Here is a 20487-nt window from a genome sequence, read left to right on the forward strand (position 1 = left end):
ACTTCCTTAGGTATGGGGTGTAATGTACAAAGCCCATCGATGGCGATAAGCAAAAGGGAAGCGTGCAATGTACGTGATTTTGCGTTCCCGAAGGGATATGGCCATCGACGGTTAGTATATGAAAAGTAGGCGATTTCGAAGCACTAAACTTTGGGTTAAGCACAAAGTTTCACACGAGCCAAAAGCCTTGTATTTATTACTGTTTCGCCTATTTTTTATATACATTGTTGGCAGCTTTTTTATGTTCAATAGTGATATTTTATTTACTTTCTTTTAGTAAAGCTTTTATTAATGACACAAGATTATTCATGTCTCGATAATCCATTACTTCAATTGGGGAATGAGAATACCTCCCTGGCCAAGACAATGGAATTGAAGGAATACCATAGCCAAGAAAGGCTTGACCATCTGTACCTCCTACAGTCATTCCATATTGCACCTTGATTTTATTTTGGGCTGCAAGACTTTGAGTTTCTTTTAAATTTGCTCTACTTATGAAATTTATACTTTCCAATACTCTAATTACTGCCCCATTTCCTAAAGGACAATTTGCAAATGTCTCGCTAGAATATGGGTCATCTGAGGATACATAGGTGTCAATAGGGTATACCGTTGTGGCATTGCTGAGAGTTTTTGCAGCGAATGAGGAACCAGACAAACCTGTTTCTTCTTCAACAGACCAAACAAAAGTGACTTTCTGACTCAAGAGATCAGGATTTAAATCGGACAAACTCATCAATAATGCTGCACACCCCACTCGGTCATCGAACCCGCGGGCGGTCGCTCTGTTTTCACTTAGCCGGATCATCTTTTTAGGCATTGTTACAGTGGTGGAACCTTCCCTTATTCCAGCTTCCTCAGCCTGGTTCTTTGAAGTGAAGCCAGCATTGACAGCAAGTGGTTCTGTAAATGACCTTTTTATAGCTGTTTTATAATCAGCTCTGGGTTCAAATACCCCGTCAATTGGATTTCCGTTAACATGAATCAATGCTGGTTGAGCTTCCCACAACCAATTAAGCATCCCACCCCTTGGCTGAAGTAGTAATGTTCCATTGTCTTTAATAGAATCCACCACATACCCTGTCTCATCCATGTGGGCAACAAAAACAATATGCTCATCTCCTTGTCCGAAAGTTAGATTAATATTCCCTTTTGAATCAACATTGGGGTTTGCCCATATAGGCAATTTGCTCAAAATAAGTTCTCGTACTTTATTTTCATCGCCACTCACACCATATTGATCAATTAGTGAAGAAATTAGAATGTGTTCATTTTGGAAGCTATTATAAGCACCTAGATTATCTGTACGATTTACCAGTGGTAACTCAGTTCGTTTTTTCTCAGTACCAAAAATAGTTATCCAATGTGCAATCAAATTTTCTATATCAGAAATTGCAACTAATTCAACAGGGGTTTCTGGATATAAGGAAGGAAACCCATATTCATATATCCTTTGCTTTGTAAACTCTACGGTAGATGCCGGCATTCTAAATGAAGTGGTAGGTTTAACTGCGACTAAATTATTAGTGTTTCTATTCAAAAGGGTACTATTGACTACCAATTTGTTATTGTTCACTTCATCAGATTCTAGAAACCTATTGAATCGATAGATTTCATCAAATACACCATAGTTATTGATGACAGTTTCAATTCCTTTTGAATTAATCAACTCAAGTGCTGTCCAAGCTACAACAACGGTTCCTTTAATGTTCTTCTTAGTCAATTGCTGTGCTACCATCGCCAACGCAATTGCTGCAGACTTGGTTTTAGCCGAATTCGCGGCAATAAACGTATTCCCAATAATCACAGGCTTTTTATTCAACGTCACTGGATCTAGCAGTTGAATCCCTTTTTTAGTTACATCCAATGCCGTAGATTCTCCTACGTCTAGGCGGGCTTCCTGCCATTTGAAAACTTCTTTGTTATTTTCACTCGGGGTTCTAGTCCCTTCAAAATGTGCAGAGGGTACAGTAGATACACCAATAAAAGAGCCCTTTTCAGTACTTATATTGACTTCATGTCCTTGTAAAAACTGATGATACAAGTTGCCATTATGTCCTGATCCAACCGGGTTGATTTTCAGATAACCATCATCCAAAATTTCGCTCACAACATAACCTGGTTCGTCCAAAGGAACCGTAATCAACCGCCTTGGTTCACCAGTCCCAATGGTGAGGATTAGATTCCCTAATTTATCTTTCTCCAGGTCAGCATTCTTAAACAAAGCTTGAATATAGGAAGCGGCCTGTTCTTCTCTTCCTGTTATCGATGAAGTTTTAGAAAATTCGATGAGATGATCGACTAAACTTGTATTTCCTCCATTATTTTGTGCCAAAGAAACCTGAGAACTAAAAATCAATGCTAAAAAGTAGAATGTCGTGAATTTCATATGGTCTAATTATTTTTTAAAAATTGCTGCCAATGGGCTTTGTTTATGGCGTGTGAGGCGTGCCTCACCAGGAGCCATCATTACGCCTCATAGGTTATAAGTGTAGTCGATGGCCGTACCTTTTGCTCCAGTGCCAGTTTAAAATTAGGGAAAACTTCCTTAGGTATGGGGTGTAATGTACAAAGCCCATCGATGGCGATAAGCAAAAGGGAAGCGTGCAATGTACGTGATTTTGCGTTCCCGAAGGGATATGGCCATCGACTATTGGATATCCGAACAATCCCGGACAACCATACCATTTTGGAATAAAAATAGTACTTTTTCATCATAAATAGATATCTTCACATTATTATGCCATTGCCTGATTTTGTGAAAATACTGGAGGTTAAACGGTATAGTAAGAATACCATAGAGAGTTATTCCTCAATCGTAAAGATGGCCATTCAATTTTTCGAAAAGCCACTGAACAAGATTGATGAAACCGAACTTCACAGGTACTTCTATCATATGGTACACACTAAGAAAGTATCCTATTCCTATCAGAAACAGATAGCAATGGCCTTGAAGCTGTATTACAGGGAGGTTTTCGATCAAAACATTAACCTGGAATTTCTGTTCCCAAGTAGAAAACCGGACAGACTTCCCGTAGTCATCGCAAGAAAGGAAGTTCTTAAAATCATTGAAAAAGCCAACAACATCAAGCATAAGAGCATGATAGCCGTGGTCTACAGTGCAGGCTTAAGGGTAGGCGAGTTGATTGCACTTGAAATCAAGGATATAGATTCATCCAGAATGGTGATACATATTAAATCAGGAAAGGGCAACAAGGACAGGATAGTACCCTTATCTGAAAAAACCTTGTCAATGCTTCGTGAGTACTATAAAGAATATACGCCCAAACGATACCTATTTGAAGGCCAAAAGGGAGACAGGTATTCTTCGTCAAGTTTCAACAAGCTTCTCCAGGCTGCTGCCAAAAGGGCCAGAATAAATAAAAACATCACCGCGCATACCTTGAGGCACAGTTACGCAACGCACCTATTGGAAAATGGTACCGATATTAGAATCATCCAAAAACTTTTAGGGCACAATTCCATTAAGACGACCATGATTTATACCCAAGTTACTGAACCTACTTTGTTGAATGTGACAAGTCCTTTTGATGATTGAACCGTTCCATAAATTGGCCGTTTTACGGCACAATACAAATATCATTTAGAAATATTCTTTTCCAGTTCCATTTTCCGTCTTTTTTAATAGTTTCGAAAATTAACGTTTTACGGGACTAAAATGATATTCGGATACGCTAGTGGATTTCACTCAAAAAATTTACGATTACAAATAAAATTGCTTATGGGTTTCGGTTGCGATAAAATTTACAGGGACAAATATGTAAATCGAAATGACTACCGCGATGGTCTTAGAAGAATGTTGAAAAGAACCAAAAAGGGAGACATCATTTTTGTCCATCGAAATGAAGTCATTTTTGCCTCGATGAATGAAATGGTCAGAATCCTATCAATCTTAAGAGATAAAAATGCTCATTACATTAGTTTATCTGATTTCCATTTCAATACACTTCGTCTCAATGGTAGTTTTCTCCTTAAAGTATTTGATTCCATTCGAAGGTTTCAAAACGATATCTTACTTGAAAAAAGAAATCATATCAAACGACCGAAACAGAGAACCCTTTTAATGGGTCGTCCATCAGGCATTCAAAATGCAACTTTGGATAAGTATGAATATGCAAATTTTCTATATGAAGTGAAGAAGGAAACAATTGAAACAGCTTGTCAGAAAGCCCAATTGAGTAAATCGAGCTACTATAGAATCAATTCTGTCTTTAAAACTGAAAACTATAAGACCTGAAATCATTTGTCTTTAACATTTGGAATAAACTTTATGTTGAAGGAGTATCTAAATACTATTCCAAGTGCTATCCATTTCCTGTTTTTTTAAATCCTCAGCGATTTTTACATACCGCCTAAAGGAAGCTTCTTTTTTGTGACCCGTAATATTTCTCACAACCATTTCTTTCATACCCAATACCAAGCTATTAGTGACGAACGTTTTTCTTGCTGTATGACTTGTTATAAACTTCCATTTGGGTTCTGTAAGATCAATTCTTTTCTGACCAACCCAACGAGATATTGAAGTGGGAGTTGTGATTTTTGCAAATCGGCAACACTCCTTTATATACTTGTTAAACTTGACATCAGATATAATTGGAAGTGGTTCATGTATTGTGTCTTCATATCTGGCTAGTATCTCCTTTGCAAAATTATTCAAAGGGATTTTATGTGATATAGTTTTGGTCTTTTTAATATTAAGGACTAAATAATCATCTAGAATATTGGATGATCTCAGTTGACTTAAATCGGAATATCTCAATCCTGTAAAACAACCGAAACAATAAACGTCTCTGACCTGCTTTAATCTATCATTGTGAAAATCATGTTTGTAAAGTGCCATCAATTCATCCATAGTGAGATAAATTACTTCTATTTCTTCTTCGGAAGCCTTGAATTTTCGGTATTCTACATTTTCATGATAACCTCTTTCAAATGACCAATTCATAAAGGTTTTTAAAATTGAAATCAACTTGGCAAAATAGTTGTTCAATGTGTTCTTTTCTTCAAAACAATAATCCCTGAACCGTTCAAAGAACTGAATATTAATAGTTTCAAAAGTTAAAGGAAAATTGGTGTTTTCTGAGAACTCCTTATAAAAATTCAGTACTGATTGATACTTCTTAAGAGTGCTAGTCGCCTTAACATTTTTACCCTTTTCTATAAATTCATCGAACGATGGAAAAAAATCATTTGTCAATTTGATTGGCTCCAAACCTTTGCTCATCTTTTCGACAATGAAATCTTTAGTAGGATTAATATTGTTTAAGAGAATATATCTAAAAAGAGTTTTAGCCCTATTTTCCGATTCATCTATGATTTTATTGTATTCAAGATGATAATTGTAGGCTTCATTTTTTCTTGGCGTTTTAATACGTTGATTGCTATCATCCCAATGTGGTTTAATACAATCTATACCCTTGATTACTTTAAAATATTTAAACCCATTAGCAGAAATAAGCATCCGAATTGGTACTAGACCTGATTTCTTGATTTTGTCCTGTCTTAAGTGAAATGAAACTTGCATTATACTTTATTTAGGTAAAATTTGATAAAATAGGGCAACTAATAGGGCTACATATTTTTATTTAAATTGACAAAAATAGAGTTTAGATACCCTTGTAAACCCCAATATAGGCAATATATACCCAAGAAACTACGTTTTAACGAGTTTTAAAATTGAAGTAGTCCCGTCCAGACCGCAGAAGCTCTCAAGAAATTGGGAGCTTTTTTCATGCTTGAAATTAATTAGCTCTTCCATACTTCTTTATACCAAATAGCACTATTCTATTTATCTGCAGTGAAACCAGAATTGAAAATAACAACTTAAACCTATTTTAAGTGAACTTATAGAAACGGCCTACCAAAAATCTTTCTATGGATAAAAACAAAGGCTAAACTTAACTAAGGGCCAGTGGTAAAATCGAAAGGTCTATGTATATTTATAAAGTCGCTAAATAATAAAGATTTCGTTTTAAAAAAGAAACGTAAACCGATGAGCAAATACCAAGGAATATTAGATCACATCGCCAAATATGTTAAATTGTCAGAGAGTGAAATAGCCGAGTTTATTTCGATATTGAAAATCACTAGGGTAAAGAAAAGACAATTCATCATCCAACCAGGGTTTGTATCAGAATATCGGAATTATATCGTGGAAGGTGCTGTCAGGGTTTTTTATTTAGATGACGCCGGAAAAGAACATACGGTAAGTATAGGTGTTGAAGATTGGTTTTTTACAGATTTTACCAGTTACCTTAACAGAACTCCAGCAGAATACTATGCAGAAGCCCTTGAGGACTCTATAATTATACAAATGAAGTATGACGATGTAGAGGCAATTTGCGAAAGAATACATGCTTTATGCCAATACTTTAGACTTTATATAGAAAAAGCACTTTCCTTTTCAAATCAGCGGGTAATTACCAATATTAGTAAAACTTCAGAAGAACGCTATTGGGAATATGTCAATAAATATCCCCAAATCGCCAATAGGGTACCGCAGTATGTTTTAGCTTCCTATTTGGGAATTTCCCCAGAATCAATAAGTAGAATACGTTCGAAATCATAAATCTTGATATACATCAAGATTAGGTCTTGATGCGAATCAAGCACTTTTCTTAACACACGTCATATTCCTCTCTTCACATATGACGCAACTTTGTCATGTCTAATAATTACAAAAAAATAGATGATGAGCACATAGGTCATTTCAGAACCTTCACCCTCATTCCATATAAAATTGGCAGTCATGAATTCACAAGCAATTCCTTCCTATAAAGAAGGTTCAAAAGAATTAAAGGAAAAACTATCGCATACGCTTTCAGCAAATGCGTTCGAGGTCTTTAATTCAGATGCGGAAAGAATCGGTAAGGAATATACATCTGTGTTAAAACTCAAGGTTGGGGATAAGGCACCAAATTTTAAGCTTGTCAACACAGACGATGAATATGTCAACCTCTATGAGGTTTTAGAAGCAAAAAGAGTAGTACTTACCTTTTTCAGAGGTACGTGGTGCCCTTATTGTAATTTAATCTTAAGCCAGTATCAGGCGGTGCTTCCTGAAATAGAGAAAGCAGGGGCCACAGTACTTGCTATCTCCCCACAAACACCGGATGCCTCTTTAGAGACAAAAGAAAAAAATGGGCTGGAGTTTGAAATATTGAGCGATAATGGAAATATAGTTTCCAAAGAGTTTACCGCAATTCATAAAAATCCCGAAGAATCACTACATAAAATGACCGAATTGGGATACGACTATGATTGTTACAACTGTGATGAAAAAAGTGAAATTCCGGTTCCCGCCACATTTATTATTGAACAAGATGCAACGATTTCCTTCGCAAAAACAGAAGGTGGAGATTATAGAAATCGTGTCGAACCTAGTGATATCATCAATGCTTTAAATAGAAAATAACAATCTCATCACCTATTAAATTCAATTTTTTTAATCACAACAACAGTAAAAACAAAGTAAAACACAGTAATCAAGTTATCATGAAAAAAGTAATTTTTAAAATCTTACCCTTCGTACTCATCACATTTACCATTTCTGCGCAAGCACAGGAAGCAAAAGAACTAATTGTCAAAGTGGTAGAAGCCAATGGTGGAAAAAAAGCCTTGCGCAAATTAAAGGATGTATCCTTTGACTATATCTTCAAAGTTAAAGACAACAACATTGAAGACATTTCTAAAGAACGATACATCTTTAATGGTGAGGTTTCTTATGCAGATTATACCAAAAGACAGGTTTACGCCATACCTCAGATGCCTGGCGAAACATACACACAGTTCTTTAACGGTACAAGTTCAATCTCTAAAATAGACGGAAAAACGATTACCGAGCAACAACCGGCCTTCATTGGTCATATTCTTAGAAAAACAAACTATTACTGGTTCACCATGATGTTCAAATTGGCTGATCCAGGTGTAAATCATAAAATGTTACCCTCAAGAGAAGTAGACGGTGTGACGTACAAAGTCGTTGAGATGACCTTCGGTGATAATATAGGGGAATCAAGTAAGGATAAGTACATCCTGTACATCAATCCAGAAACATATTTGGTAGATCAATTTCTATATAACGCAACGGGATTCGGTGTTACGGAGCCAAGTATTATGAAAGTGAAGTACGAGAAAGTAGATGGCATCTATTTATCTACCTACCGTAAATACGCCCCAGCGGACTGGGATGGCAATAAGCTAGAAGGACCATGGACAGAGCAGTACACCAAGAATGTGAAGTTCAATAATGGTTACAATTTGGAGAACATTCAAAGCTAGCACACGCTTATTTAACCATATTAAAAATCTCAATAAACAGAAAATTCTAAAACGAAATTAAATTAAAAACAAAGTAAATAATTAATTATGAAAGCAGTAGTATATAAAGAAAGAGCAAAAATCGAGGTCGTAGATATTCCAAAACCTCAATTGGTAAAAGATGATGATGTCATTGTACGCATTACCCTTGCAGGTGTTTGTGGAGCCGATTTGGAGTTCACTCAAAACGGACCTGAAATGGGCTTGTTTGAAGGCATGCGAATAGGGCATGAATTTGTTGGTATCGTTGACCAAGTAGGCAAGGATGTTCATACCTTAAAAGTTGAAGATCGGGTCATAGCTTCCGCTATGTTTGTTGACGGAGATTGCTACTATTGTAAACGCGATTTACCTAGCGCCTGTGACCATGGTGGACTTTTTGGAACACCACTTTTCGCTCAACATGGTGGTGATGATATCCAAGGTGGACAAGCAGAATTCATACGGGTCCCTTATGGAAATTCCTCCCTGTTTAAACTTCCAGAAGGCTTAACCGGCGATGAGCATGATACCAAAGTTCTTCCTCTAGGAGATAACTTCGCTACAGGTTACCATGGCGCATTAAATGCAAATATCAAAACAGGAGAAACGGTAGTAGTAATAGGTGATGGTGCTGTAGGCCTTAGCGCAGTAATGGCCGCAACATTATTTGGCCCTTCTACCATTATTCTCGTAGGACGTCATGATAGCCGATTGGAATTGGCGAAAACTATTGGAGCAACGCATGTTGTAAATTCTAAAAATGAAGATCCTGTTGCCTTTGTGAAATCACTGACGGAAGGAAGAGGCGCAAATTCAATTATCGATTCTGTTGGTAATAAAACGGCAATTGCTCAAGGTATGGAAATGACCCAGGCCGGAGCCTCGATAAGTGTACTAGGTTTTGGTCACCTTTATGAGACAGTAGAGCAACCTTATTCATCAGCTTTGTTTAGAAACATAACGATTCATACAGGGGTTGTAAACGTAGCCGCGTACATGAAAAAATTACTTCCTATAGTGGAAAGAGGGGTTATTGACCCAAGTAAGATCTTTACGGACATCTTACCGCTATCAGAGGCGGAGAAAGGATATGATTTGATGCGTGACCGTTCATCGGGAACGCTTAAAGTGGCTTTACGTCCATAACATCTTTTAAAGTTGATGTGTCGAAAAAGGTTTCTAGAAAGTCTTTTTTGACACATCATTCAACTCCATAATATAAAGCGCATTACGAATATGAGAAGATTATTTTTAGTTGTTTTTACGGGAATTTTATTGGCCTCCTGTGCAAATGAGCAAACAATAGTAGATAGAAAACAGGAAGAAGCCAATTTAATGGAAACCAGTCGTGAATGGTCACAATCATTTTCTACGGATGAATATTTTAGTTTCATCGGTGAAGGTGGTATCATGATGGCTCCGGGCCAACCCCTTTTAGAAGGCCATGAAAAAATCAGAAACGTGTTACAAGAATTTCAATCACTACCCGGTTTTAAAGTCACTTGGGAACCTCAACAAGCACTCGTATCTAAGAGCGGAGATTTAGGTTACACCATAGACAAAATGTTAATGAATTTTGACGATGAAAATGGCGTCACGGTAAATCAATTTCAAAAAGTCGTTTCTATTTGGAAGAAGAACGAAAAAGGCGAATGGAAAATGGTCGTAGACATTTGGAATGCTGACCCTACCCTAACATCGATCAATTAATAATTTTTCAGTATGAAAAAGCAGATAATGCCCTTTCTAACACTGACCATTTTTCTAACACTTTTTACCATGTCAAACTTAGGAGCTCAAATCACTACACCGGCTAAAAGCCCAGAAGCGGAGGTTAGTCAGCGTGTCGGTATTACCGATATTACCATTCATTATAACCGACCTTTTGTGAAAGGTAGAAAAATCTGGGGCGGTTTAGTGCCTTACGGATTTAACTATTTAGGTTTTGGAACTTCTAAAGCTGCACCATGGAGGGCGGGCTCGGATTATAATACTACGATTAGTTTCACGCATGAAGTTAGTATTCAAGGCAACAAATTTCCTGCTGGTAAATATGCCTTGTTCATGGCACCTGAGGAAAATGGTGAAGTCACTATAATTTTGTCTTCCAATACAACGTCTTGGGGCTCATACTTTTATGATGAAAAAGAAGATATACTCCGTTTTAAAGTTACTTCGAAAGATAAAAGCACTTCAACCGAACTATTAACCTATAGTTTTGATACGGTTAAACCAACAAGCGCGACTGCTTCTTTGCATTGGGGTACCAAAGAGATTCCCTTTACCATTGATGTTGCGGTTGATGAAATTGTAATGAAAGGTATTCGGAATGATTTGAGGAATCCGAAAGGATTTCAACAATCTACTTGGGATGCTGCCGCAAACTATGCTTTTAGTATTGGTCAATTAGAGCAAGCTTTGGAATGGGTAAATGCATCTATAGAGGGGAACTTTTTTAGTAAAGAAACCTTTAGCAATCTTTCCTTGAAATCTCGAATATTAGAAAAACAAGGCAACACTACCGAAGCAAATGAAATATTACAAAAATCATTGCCTTTGGGAAGTCCTGATGAATTGTACAGATTAGGCATAGGTTTAATTACAGATGGGCAATTGGATAAAGCCCTTGAAATCATGCAAGCCAATGTCAAATACAACAAAGGCGCTTTCCCCAGCCATTATGGTTTGGCTAGGGTGTATTCTGCTAAAAAAGATTTTAAAAATGCCCTAAAAGCTTTGGAAAAAACAGGTAACGATACGCCAGAACATTTTAAACCAAGATTTAAACAGTATAAGGAACGATTACAAAAAAAAGAAGATTTTAATTCGAAATAGTATGTGGTCTTTCGCTTTAAATCAGAGGCTAACTTTAATAAAAATCAAGTAACAATAAAAATTAAAACAGACATGAAAAGAATTCTATTAACATTAATGACAATAATTACTATGACAAATACAACAGAAGTAAATGCACAACAAACAGATGTGCTGCGCATTGAGACAACATTGAATTACTATCTAACAGGATTGGTAAACAATGATGCCGAAACCTTAACAAAAGCCTTTCACCCTACCGCAACAATGAAGTGGATTGGTGAAAAATACACGGAAGTTAATGCTATTGAAGGATTAACTGAAGGCATGGATGGAACTCCGTACAAAGAAAAGATAAAAACAAGAGTTGTTTCCATAAGCATTGCAGGAGATGCTGCAAGCGCTCAGTTAGAGATTCAATTTCCCACTTTCACTTATATCGATTTTATGCACGTATTAAAGATAGAAGGTGAATGGAAAATAGTTAGTAAAATATTCCACACTAGACAAGACTCTAAGTTATAGAATGCTTCTAAAAAGAGCTTTAATCTTAAAAAAGGTAGGTTCATTTACAACTGTTTTTGAACCTATCTTTTATGGGTACAGCACGGCTTTACACCACCGATTATTCTTGTGATATAAAACTTGATGTACATCAAGTTTTCTTTTTGATGGAGGTCAAGCTTTTTTCTTAGCACAGGTCATATTAATCCCTTCACATTTAACGCAACTTTGTAATGTCAATATAAACCAAATAAGCGTCTAAACAATTAATTGAAATTCTTGAAAATATCGCTATGAATAAGTATCTACTTCCTGTAATTGCCATTGTTATTGGAGTCACCATTGCCTTTGTAACCAAAAATCAAAAATCAATAGGCACCAAACTTCTATTATCATTCAGCGGTGCTTTTTTATTGGCATTAACTGTTTTTGATCTATTACCAGAGGTATATCATCATTTAGAGCCTAGACAAACCGGACTTTTTATCATGTGTGGTGTTTTATTACAAATTGTTTTGGAGTTTTTCTCAAAAGGTGCAGAGCATGGTCACGACAATACACATGAGAAAGACAAAAGGTTTCCATGGGTTTTATTTATAAGCCTCTGTATTCATAGTTTTTTAGAAGGCTTTCCTATTCATGAACACAATGATATGGTCTATGGTGTATTGATTCATAAAATTCCAATAGCTGCATTGATAACTACATTTTTGTTTCAATCCAGCTATAGCATAACTAAAATTATTGGTTTCTTATTAGTATTTAGTGCAATGACACCTTTGGGCACATACATATCCAATAACATGCTTTTGACAACCGAAAATATAGCGATTGTTAATGCTCTGGTGATTGGCATCTTTTTACATATTGCCACTACTATTTTATTTGAAACCGGCGAAGGACATAAATTTAACTTATCAAAATTGGCAATGATATGTTTAGGTATTTCTATCGCTCATTTTATATAATCAAGAAGGGGTCATCTGCGAGCACAGGTTAATCATTTCATGCATAAAAAGCATTATTATGTACTAAAGAAAAAAAGTATGCTACATTTTTAACGACTATTACATCATTCAGAACATTTGTTGAGTAGTTCTTATTATTAACTTTGAAAGAAACTGCTCTAAATGAAACATCTATTCGCATTTTATTTTTTAATCGCCCTTATATTTTCTTGTAACTCAAATTCCAGTAGTATTACAATTATACCAGAAGACGATTCGAATACTGAAGAACCGGTAGGTGAAAATCCTGATACGGGTAGTGGTTCAGCAAGTGAATTTGATAATGGGGTTATAAGAAATCTTTCACCTTCAGAGATAGTTTCTGAAATGAAAATAGGTTGGAATCTCGGGAATAGTTTAGATGCAGAAGGTCCTGACGAGACTTTCTGGGGCAATCCGGCAACCACTCAAGCAATGATCAAGGCAGTGTCAGATAGAGGTTTTAATACCTTAAGGGTTCCGGTCACATGGCGTTTTCATCAAGGTTCCGCTCCGAACTATTTAGTTGAAGAAGATTGGTTAGATCGAGTTGAAGAAGTAGTAAACTATGGCAGGGCCAATAATATGTATGTTATTATCAATATACACCACGATGACCCATGGATAATACCTACTGCAGCCATGACAAATGAAGTAAGCGATAGGCTCGTCAAGTTATGGACTCAAATTGCGAATAGATTCAAAAATTATAGCGATTATGTAATCTTTGAAACCTTAAATGAACCAAGACATGAAGGCACACCTGAAGAATGGAGCGGTGGCACAGCTGAAGGTAGAGAAGCCGTAAATCAGTATCACCAAGTAAGTTTAGATGCTATTCGAGCGACGGGGGGCAATAATAATTTGAGACAAATTATGATCTCGACCTACGCGGCAAGTACTTTACCATTAACAATGAACGCTTTACAGATTCCGAATGACGATCCAAATACAATTGTATCACTTCATTCATATTTTCCCTTTCCGTTTACCCTTGAAGGCACTGACCAGACCTGGGGTACAGATGACGACAAGGCCCAACTAACAGCAGAAATGGACCGAATTAAAACAAAGTTTATAGATAATGGAAAAGCGGTAGTTTTAGGCGAATGGAGTTCGGGAAACCAGAATAATCTAAATGATCGTCTTGCCCATGCTACCTTTTATGCGCAAGCTGCAGCCGAAAGAGGTTTCGCTAGTATATGGTGGGACAATGGCAATACTAGCGTATCAAACGATGGACTAGGTATATTTGACAGACGAACCCTAACGTGGCCATTTGGTGAAATAGCTGATGAGATTGTAAATGCTTACAATTGAGACGAGTTGCTTTTAGTTCAGTGAAATATTAGTAAAACTTCCCGCACCCAAAACAATTTTTATACTTAGCCAACATCGCACTTCATGATTTTTAAACTTAAAAACAAAAATGGCCTTAGTGCTACTTTCACTGACTATGGGCAACGTCTAATGGCTCTCAACCTTCCCGATAAAAATGGAAAAATAGATAATGCTGTTTTGGGATATAAAGACCCAAAAGACTATTTAAAAAAAGAACCTAACTATTACGGAGCTTTCTTAGGCAGGTATTGTAATCGAATCGCTGATGCCCAGTTCAAGATAGAAGTTAAGATAATAAAGCTTACTAAAAATTCTAATTATAAAAATTTATAAGAAAGCAAAGAGACTATTTGCCATCCCAAACTGTGCGAAAACCGATATGCTCGGCAGATGAATCAAGTGTTGTAGCCATTCTTGCCGAAATACGATAACTAGAGCAATAAGACGCGTTACATAAAAAAGAACCTCCCTTTATCACTTTCTCTTTTGCATATGGGTTATTAGGGTTATGCGGCGAAAGCGCTCCTTGAGGATTGACTATGGGAATAGCGCTCTCAGCTAATTCTCTATAATACCCGGTATTATACCAATCGTTGGTCCATTCCCACACATTACCGGCCATATCATATAAACCATTTGCATTTGGAGGGTACGAACCTACCGGGGCTGTACGGGTATAATTGTCTTCATTTGTATTGTTATAAGGAAAAGTTCCCGTCCACGTATTGGCTTTAGAGACCAATTCGGCAGATGAATTACCCCAGTAATAGATTTTATCTACAGCTCCGGCTCTTGCCGCCAATTCCCATTCAGCTTCAGTAGGTAACCTTCTATTTGCCCACTTACAATAAGCCAACGCATCTTCATAGGCGATATGCACCACAGGATGATTTTCATGTCCCTCAATAGAGCTGTCCGGTCCTTGCGGATGCTTCCAATTTGCCCCAATAGTCCAGCGCCACCATTGGGTGAAATCTCCTAAATTTTGTACCGGACTATCCGTTTTCAAAAAAGTTAGGGAACCTGGTTGCAAGATAGAGTCAGCTGGCTTGAGTGTGCCAGCAGGTACTTGATTTTTCATCTCATTCCAATCAATTCCTCTTTCAGCAACAGTCTTATAACCCGTGTTTTCAACAAACTCCTCAAACTGACGGTTGGTCACTTCAGTGATATCCATAAAAAACCCATCAACGATTACCTTATGTTTTGGTTTCTCGTGATTCATGGCAAACTTATCCTGATCAACTGCACCTTGAACAAAACTTCCACCGGGCACCCAAACCATGCCCGATGGAGGTTTTATATTTTCAGGTGGAACTATTTTTACCTTGTAGACTACCTCATCTTTTGCCTCCGTTCTACTTTTTTTTTGAGCATTGTTACATGCATTAAAAAGAAATAAACCAGAGAGTAGTAATAGAAGTCTATATTTCATAAAATTGATTTACTTGTTAAAATAACAGCCTAAAAAATATCAGTTCCATTCTATCCTAAAAATCGATTTTATTTAAAATTGTAATAAAATCTAACTGTTTAATGAACTCAAAACTGGGTAGAATAATATTCCATAAAAAAAGAAAAATAGTCCAAATTCAGCAATTTCAAATGTTTTATTCTCTTCTTAAATGAGCATTTTTTCGCATACAAACATCTAATTTGACCTTCCGAGCCCTTATAAAATGGGCTAAAACCATTTGTTCTAATCTTCAAAAGATTTGTCGCCTTTATTCGTTGCACACCCAACCTATATTTAACAAAATTTTAAACTGACTAAACAATTAATTAATGTAAAACTTATGAATTTAACTAAAAACAACCTGACTAAGTACCGATATGGTAAACTACTCTCGTTGCTGTTTTTGATGTTTGCGACCATGACGACTTATGGTCAAGCTCAATCAGTAAGTGGTACTGTTTATGATAATAGCGGAAGCCCTTTACCGGGTGTGAATGTAATTGTAAAGGGGACCTCCAGTGGTACCCAGACTGATTTTGATGGTAACTATACTATTAATAATGTAGATTCTGGAGCGGTTCTAGAGTTTTCATACATTGGTTTTAAGACAACCGAAGCAACCTTTTCTGGAAGTAGCGTCATTAATGTAACTATGGAAGAGGACACACAGGCATTGGACGAGGTGGTTGTGATAGGCTACGGAACACAAAAGAAAAGTGATGTAACCGGTGCAGTTGCAAGCATTGACTCTAAGGCAATTGAAAAATTTACGTTTACTGATGCCTCTCAGGCATTACAAGGGCAACTAGCCGGTGTAAGCGTTCAATCTGCCGGTGGTGCTCCGGGTGCGGGCACTGATATCGTAATACGTGGTATCGGCACCTTTTCAAACAACGGCCCTTTATTCGTTATCGATGGTGTAATTACCAACAATATGAGCTCTGTGAGCCCACAGGATATTGCTAATGTCTCCGTTCTTAAAGATGCTTCCGCATTGGCCATTTACGGTTCTAGGGCAGCAAACGGTGTTGTCATTGTTACTACCAAAAAAGGAACTAGAGGAAAATTAAGTATTGATTTTAACACGAGTTATGGGGTTGCAAGTGTAATTAGAGAGCTAGACTGGGCCAATAACAGACAATATGCCGATATCGTAAACCGTGCGAACGATAACGATGGTAATGCAAGATTTCCGGCAAACGACACGCAGTTCGATCCGAATTTTGGAAGCAACCTTTACGCCGAGTCTGTACAAACGGCTGGTGTCCATGATAGCAACCTTAGACTTTCCGGTGGTGGAGAAAACACACTTTTCAGCTTATCATTAAGCCACTATGACCAAGAAGGGGTGATTAAATTCTCCGATTTTGAACGATATACGGTAAGAGCTAACGCAGGCTTCACAAAAGGAAGATTCGACCTTCAAAGTACAATAGGTTTAACCAGAACAGTAAACAATCCCAATCCATACTTTAATAGGGAAAGAAACTTGTTACCTACTATTAATCTAAGAAATAGTGCTGGTCAATTTAGTGCTTCTGACTTAGAAGATAGAGGTATTGATGCTGCCCTTGGCGCTTTTTACGGTCCAGGAACCATCGTTAACGAATTAGGTTTGGCCGCTTTAGAAGACAGAACCATCACAAGAAATACTATTTTAGGTAATATCGCCGCTTCTTATGAGATATTCAATGGCTTAACGTATAAATTAAGTCTAGGTCTTGAATCTTATGCTAACAACAACTTTAGGTTTAGTCCGGCAGAACAAGTAATTTTCGATGGTTCTAACAGAGCATTCTCAGAACTTTCAGAAACCAATGAAAATTTCCTTTCTACTTTAGTAGAGCACACTTTAAATTACAACAGAACCTTTGGCAAACATACTGTTGATGTATTAGGAGGTTTCACAGAGCAAATTAACGATGTACGCAGATTAGGGGTTAATGCGATTAACTTTCCTTCAAATGATATTAGAGTTGCTTCTGCTGGTGAAGTACAAAATACTCCTGCATTTCAGGGTACCGATGCTATACAGTCTTATTTTGGAAGGGTAAACTATACGTTTGATGATCGATATGTACTTACAGGTACGCTTCGTCGTGACGGTTCTTCTCTTTTTAAGGAAGAACTGAGATGGGGTACTTTTCCATCAGCTGCCGTTGCATGGAATATCAGTAATGAACCATTTTTACAAGATTTCGATGCTTTGACAAATATCAAATTTAGAGTAGGTTATGGTGAAATAGGTTCTAATAATGTTGGGCGTTATGCCACGGACCCTGTATTAAATTTATTCAGTGAATATATTTTAGGAGACAACCAAACTAGGGTTCAAGGATACTCTATCACCAATAGTGTTAACCCTAACCTTACTTGGGAAACTACTAAAACAACAAACTATGGTTTAGAATTCAATACCCTCAACAACAGGTTGGGTATTACCATGGAATACTTTGTAAAAGATACTGAGGACATTTTGGTCTCTACACCTCTTTCTTTTATTACCGGAACTGGAAATCCTGTTCCTGCTAACCGAGGTAGTATTACAAATAGTGGTTTCGAATTTCTAGCCAACTATCGCGATCAAATCACCGACGATTTATCCGTTAGCGCAACATTTAACTTTTCAACAGTTAAGAACGAGGTAACTTCAATTGGTGATGGTTCACCGATTAGATCTGGTTCTTTTACTTCAAACACCATTTTTAGTACTCGAACAGATGTTGGGCAGCCAATTGGATCTTTTTATGGTTATATCGTTGACGGAATTTACCAAAGTGATGCCGAGGCAACTGCTGCCAACGACCAACCTGGTAATCCACGTGCCGGTGATTTAAGATTTAAGGATATAGCTGGCCCCGATGGTAGTGGCCCTGATGGAATAATCGATGAAAATGATGAAACCTATATTGGTAATCCTGCTCCTGATTTTGAATATGGACTTAATTTATCGGCAGAATATAAGAATTGGGACGTAAGCCTATTCTTTAATGGAGTTGCGGGTAACGAAATTTTAAATGGAACAAAATACCGAGGGTACTTCGATTTTAATGGCAACTACTTTGCAGATGCCCTAAACGCTTGGACACCTTCAAATACGAATACCAATATTCCAAGAAATACACAATCAGACCCTGGTTTCAATAGAAGAATGTCAACATTTTACTTAGAAGACGGTTCTTACTTTAGGTTAAGAAATGCCCAAGTAGGGTATTCTATACCAGATACCATTCTAGATAAGATAAAACTGGCCAAACTACGCTTATACGTATCAGCGATAAATCTATTTACCATTACAGACTATGAAGGTTATTACCCTGAAGTAGGTCGTAACGGAAGAGGCGGTCGCGGAGTATTTACAAGAGGTGTAGATGAAGGTTCTTACCCAACACCGAGAACCCTTCAACTTGGTGTACAAGTTTCTTTTTAACTCAAAAAAAATAATTATGAAAAACATTCAAAAGAAAATGAAGACAGGTATAGCTTTGCTAGCTATCAGTCTTGTTAGTTTAAATTGTTCTGATGATATTTTAAATCAGACAAATCCAAACTCTATTACCCCTGCATCATTCTGGCAGAATGCCGATGATGCCAATAGAGGGGCATTTGGTATGTATACTCCATTTACCAATATTTGGTACTATACCCGTTTTGAGATTTTTACTTCCGATTACAGAGATGATGTAATCAATGGTTTCAATACTTCTGAAAGAACCGCTGTTGGTTATTTTAGTGGTACTGCGGACAGTAACGCTACCTTTTGGGTATGGCAAGCTATGTTCCAAGGTGTGGCGAGAGCCAATGAAGTAATCTTTAATGTGCCTAACATAGATATGGATGCGACCCTTAGGGATAATATTGTTGGGGAAGGTCATTTTGTAAGGGCTTTTAATTACTTTAATCTACTGAACAATTGGAGAAATATTCCAATTATTACCTTACCAACATCAGAATATGATTTGAATGAAGTAATGCAGGCCCCACCAGAAGATGTTTGGGCTCAGATAGAGCTTGACCTTCAAACCGCCCGTGACCTATTACCTAATTCTTGGTCTGCCGAGTTTACCGGAAGAGCAACTGCAGGTGCTGCGGCTGGCTTATTGGGCAAAACATACCTATACCAAGGTAAATGGGCCGAAGCCAAAGCTGTATTTTCAGAAATAATGGCCGGTACTTACGGTAGTTACCAGCTTATGGATGATTATGCGGCCAACTTTACCGAAGAGTTTGAAAATAATGCCGAATCATTGTTTGAAATACAATTGGTAAATGATGGCAATGGTGGCTGGGGCGGCGACGGACCTGGAAGAGGGAAAGGTTCTGCCTACCAAGCCGATTTAGCACCTAGAGGTTTTACCAACCAAAACGGAATGCGTGTCAACCAATGGGCCTATGATCTATTCACTGATGAAGTGACTGTAAATGGAGAGTTAGATCCAAGAATCTATACAACACTTTTCGCTAACAGTGATGAAACCACTGAATATCAAGGTAAGACATTAGCATTTAAGACCTTTACAGACAAAACATTTTTAGAAGCTTATCCTGACACAGACTTAGATAAACCAATACCAATCTATGCTAATAAGTGGATGGATTGGGAATTTACTGGTCGTGTCGAATCTCGTGACGGCGGATGGCACGGTGGAGGAAATAATCTTAGACTATTAAGATATTCTGATATTCTATTAATGTTCGCAGAAGCAGAATTCATGCTAAATGGTTCTACGCCTGCAGCTCTAGATGCTATAAATCAAGTTCGCGCAAGGGTAGATATGCCAGCATTCACCAGCATAACCATGCAAGATATTGAAGACGAGCGTGTCAAAGAACTTACTTTTGAGCGCACACGTTATTATGATTTATTACGCTGGGGCAAAGTGGTAGAGAGAATTGTAAACAATCCTGATCTGAAGTCTGAAAGTGCTGGAACTGGTGCTTACAAACCTGGTAGAGAATACATTGCGATTCCACAGAATGATATTGACAGAAACTTCCCTCGCTGGACACAAAACGAAGGATATTAAGTAGTTTGATTGAGTTTTTTTAGAAAGGGAACCATTG

At 37.3% G+C, this 20487-nt stretch carries 17 protein-coding genes; 14 read left to right on the forward strand and 3 right to left on the reverse strand.

Annotated elements, in window-relative coordinates; all coding sequences use genetic code 11:
- Nucleotides 1–259: 259 nt before the first annotated feature.
- Nucleotides 260–2389: a M28 family peptidase gene (locus ACFSQJ_RS10360; RefSeq protein ID WP_099544566.1), complete on the reverse strand. Its 2130-nt coding sequence runs from the start codon at nucleotides 2387–2389 to the stop codon at nucleotides 260–262.
- Between the two features lie 351 nt (nucleotides 2390–2740).
- Between ACFSQJ_RS10360 and xerA the strand changes: the two genes are divergently transcribed.
- Nucleotides 2741–3559 (forward strand): site-specific tyrosine recombinase/integron integrase, encoded by an 819-nt coding sequence (gene xerA, locus ACFSQJ_RS10365; RefSeq protein WP_099543058.1) that lies wholly within the window; start codon nucleotides 2741–2743, stop codon nucleotides 3557–3559.
- 120 nt (nucleotides 3560–3679) lie between these two features.
- Nucleotides 3680–4258: a recombinase family protein gene (locus tag ACFSQJ_RS10370; protein WP_339142008.1), complete on the forward strand. Its 579-nt coding sequence runs from the start codon at nucleotides 3680–3682 to the stop codon at nucleotides 4256–4258.
- 48 nt (nucleotides 4259–4306) lie between these two features.
- Here ACFSQJ_RS10370 and ACFSQJ_RS10375 read toward each other — a convergent pair whose 3' ends face one another.
- The gene (locus ACFSQJ_RS10375) at nucleotides 4307–5545 is read right to left on the reverse strand and encodes a site-specific integrase (protein WP_339142006.1); all 1239 of its coding nucleotides are present in this window, start codon (nucleotides 5543–5545) and stop codon (nucleotides 4307–4309) included.
- A 468-nt stretch (nucleotides 5546–6013) separates the two neighbouring features.
- On the opposite strand from ACFSQJ_RS10375, the gene ACFSQJ_RS10380 reads away from it, so the two are divergent.
- The 10 genes from ACFSQJ_RS10380 to ACFSQJ_RS10425 all read left to right on the forward strand — a co-directional run bounded on the left by ACFSQJ_RS10380 (nucleotide 6014) and on the right by ACFSQJ_RS10425 (nucleotide 14300).
- Nucleotides 6014–6589 carry a Crp/Fnr family transcriptional regulator gene (locus ACFSQJ_RS10380; RefSeq protein ID WP_377766876.1) on the forward strand — a complete coding sequence of 192 codons (576 nt, stop codon included), beginning with the start codon at nucleotides 6014–6016 and terminating at the stop codon, nucleotides 6587–6589.
- Nucleotides 6590–6769: 180 nt separating this feature from the next.
- Nucleotides 6770–7435, forward strand: coding sequence for a peroxiredoxin family protein (locus ACFSQJ_RS10385; RefSeq protein ID WP_377766877.1), 666 nt, complete (start codon nucleotides 6770–6772; stop codon nucleotides 7433–7435).
- 80 nt (nucleotides 7436–7515) lie between these two features.
- Nucleotides 7516–8301, forward strand: a complete 786-nt coding sequence (locus tag ACFSQJ_RS10390; protein ID WP_377766878.1) for a hypothetical protein — start codon at nucleotides 7516–7518, stop codon at nucleotides 8299–8301.
- A gap of 87 nt (nucleotides 8302–8388) precedes the next feature.
- Entirely contained in the window at nucleotides 8389–9468 is a 1080-nt protein-coding gene (locus ACFSQJ_RS10395; protein ID WP_377766879.1) for a zinc-dependent alcohol dehydrogenase, read from the forward strand.
- 90 nt (nucleotides 9469–9558) lie between these two features.
- Nucleotides 9559–10032 carry a YybH family protein gene (locus ACFSQJ_RS10400; RefSeq protein WP_377766880.1) on the forward strand — a complete coding sequence of 158 codons (474 nt, stop codon included), beginning with the start codon at nucleotides 9559–9561 and terminating at the stop codon, nucleotides 10030–10032.
- 12 nt (nucleotides 10033–10044) lie between these two features.
- Nucleotides 10045–11157 (forward strand): DUF2911 domain-containing protein, encoded by a 1113-nt coding sequence (locus ACFSQJ_RS10405; RefSeq protein WP_377766881.1) that lies wholly within the window; start codon nucleotides 10045–10047, stop codon nucleotides 11155–11157.
- Between the two features lie 72 nt (nucleotides 11158–11229).
- Nucleotides 11230–11661, forward strand: coding sequence for a nuclear transport factor 2 family protein (locus tag ACFSQJ_RS10410; protein WP_377766882.1), 432 nt, complete (start codon nucleotides 11230–11232; stop codon nucleotides 11659–11661).
- 272 nt (nucleotides 11662–11933) lie between these two features.
- Nucleotides 11934–12608, forward strand: coding sequence for a ZIP family metal transporter (locus ACFSQJ_RS10415; protein WP_377766883.1), 675 nt, complete (start codon nucleotides 11934–11936; stop codon nucleotides 12606–12608).
- A gap of 162 nt (nucleotides 12609–12770) precedes the next feature.
- The gene (locus tag ACFSQJ_RS10420; protein ID WP_377766884.1) at nucleotides 12771–13946 is read left to right on the forward strand and encodes a glycoside hydrolase family 5 protein; all 1176 of its coding nucleotides are present in this window, start codon (nucleotides 12771–12773) and stop codon (nucleotides 13944–13946) included.
- Between the two features lie 84 nt (nucleotides 13947–14030).
- Entirely contained in the window at nucleotides 14031–14300 is a 270-nt protein-coding gene (locus ACFSQJ_RS10425; protein ID WP_377766885.1) for an aldose epimerase family protein, read from the forward strand.
- Nucleotides 14301–14313: 13 nt separating this feature from the next.
- On the opposite strand, the gene ACFSQJ_RS10430 is transcribed toward ACFSQJ_RS10425, so the two are convergent.
- Complete coding sequence (locus tag ACFSQJ_RS10430; protein ID WP_377766886.1) at nucleotides 14314–15402, reverse strand: formylglycine-generating enzyme family protein; 1089 nt, start codon at nucleotides 15400–15402, stop codon at nucleotides 14314–14316.
- 361 nt (nucleotides 15403–15763) lie between these two features.
- Between ACFSQJ_RS10430 and ACFSQJ_RS10435 the strand changes: the two genes are divergently transcribed.
- Together ACFSQJ_RS10435 and ACFSQJ_RS10440 are read left to right on the forward strand one after the other, a co-directional pair.
- The gene (locus tag ACFSQJ_RS10435; RefSeq protein WP_377766887.1) at nucleotides 15764–18853 is read left to right on the forward strand and encodes a SusC/RagA family TonB-linked outer membrane protein; all 3090 of its coding nucleotides are present in this window, start codon (nucleotides 15764–15766) and stop codon (nucleotides 18851–18853) included.
- 16 nt (nucleotides 18854–18869) lie between these two features.
- Nucleotides 18870–20450, forward strand: coding sequence for a RagB/SusD family nutrient uptake outer membrane protein (locus ACFSQJ_RS10440; RefSeq protein ID WP_377766888.1), 1581 nt, complete (start codon nucleotides 18870–18872; stop codon nucleotides 20448–20450).
- The last annotated feature ends 37 nt before the right edge of the window (nucleotides 20451–20487 follow it).

It is taken from the genome of Croceitalea marina (assembly GCF_042684265.1).
Lineage (GTDB): Bacteria > Bacteroidota > Bacteroidia > Flavobacteriales > Flavobacteriaceae > Croceitalea > Croceitalea marina.

Bases quoted from the DNA above. Each gene is read 5' to 3' on its own strand.
- ACFSQJ_RS10360 (WP_099544566.1), bottom strand. From the start codon at position 2,389: ATGAAATTCACGACATTCTACTTTTTAGCATTGATTTTTAGTTCTCAG.
- xerA (WP_099543058.1), top strand. From the start codon at position 2,741: ATGCCATTGCCTGATTTTGTGAAAATACTGGAGGTTAAACGGTATAGT.
- ACFSQJ_RS10370 (WP_339142008.1), top strand. From the start codon at position 3,680: ATGATATTCGGATACGCTAGTGGATTTCACTCAAAAAATTTACGATTA.
- ACFSQJ_RS10375 (WP_339142006.1), bottom strand. From the start codon at position 5,545: ATGCAAGTTTCATTTCACTTAAGACAGGACAAAATCAAGAAATCAGGT.
- ACFSQJ_RS10380 (WP_377766876.1), top strand. From the start codon at position 6,014: ATGAGCAAATACCAAGGAATATTAGATCACATCGCCAAATATGTTAAA.
- ACFSQJ_RS10385 (WP_377766877.1), top strand. From the start codon at position 6,770: ATGAATTCACAAGCAATTCCTTCCTATAAAGAAGGTTCAAAAGAATTA.
- ACFSQJ_RS10390 (WP_377766878.1), top strand. From the start codon at position 7,516: ATGAAAAAAGTAATTTTTAAAATCTTACCCTTCGTACTCATCACATTT.
- ACFSQJ_RS10395 (WP_377766879.1), top strand. From the start codon at position 8,389: ATGAAAGCAGTAGTATATAAAGAAAGAGCAAAAATCGAGGTCGTAGAT.
- ACFSQJ_RS10400 (WP_377766880.1), top strand. From the start codon at position 9,559: ATGAGAAGATTATTTTTAGTTGTTTTTACGGGAATTTTATTGGCCTCC.
- ACFSQJ_RS10405 (WP_377766881.1), top strand. From the start codon at position 10,045: ATGAAAAAGCAGATAATGCCCTTTCTAACACTGACCATTTTTCTAACA.
- ACFSQJ_RS10410 (WP_377766882.1), top strand. From the start codon at position 11,230: ATGAAAAGAATTCTATTAACATTAATGACAATAATTACTATGACAAAT.
- ACFSQJ_RS10415 (WP_377766883.1), top strand. From the start codon at position 11,934: ATGAATAAGTATCTACTTCCTGTAATTGCCATTGTTATTGGAGTCACC.
- ACFSQJ_RS10420 (WP_377766884.1), top strand. From the start codon at position 12,771: ATGAAACATCTATTCGCATTTTATTTTTTAATCGCCCTTATATTTTCT.
- ACFSQJ_RS10425 (WP_377766885.1), top strand. From the start codon at position 14,031: ATGATTTTTAAACTTAAAAACAAAAATGGCCTTAGTGCTACTTTCACT.
- ACFSQJ_RS10430 (WP_377766886.1), bottom strand. From the start codon at position 15,402: ATGAAATATAGACTTCTATTACTACTCTCTGGTTTATTTCTTTTTAAT.
- ACFSQJ_RS10435 (WP_377766887.1), top strand. From the start codon at position 15,764: ATGAATTTAACTAAAAACAACCTGACTAAGTACCGATATGGTAAACTA.
- ACFSQJ_RS10440 (WP_377766888.1), top strand. From the start codon at position 18,870: ATGAAAAACATTCAAAAGAAAATGAAGACAGGTATAGCTTTGCTAGCT.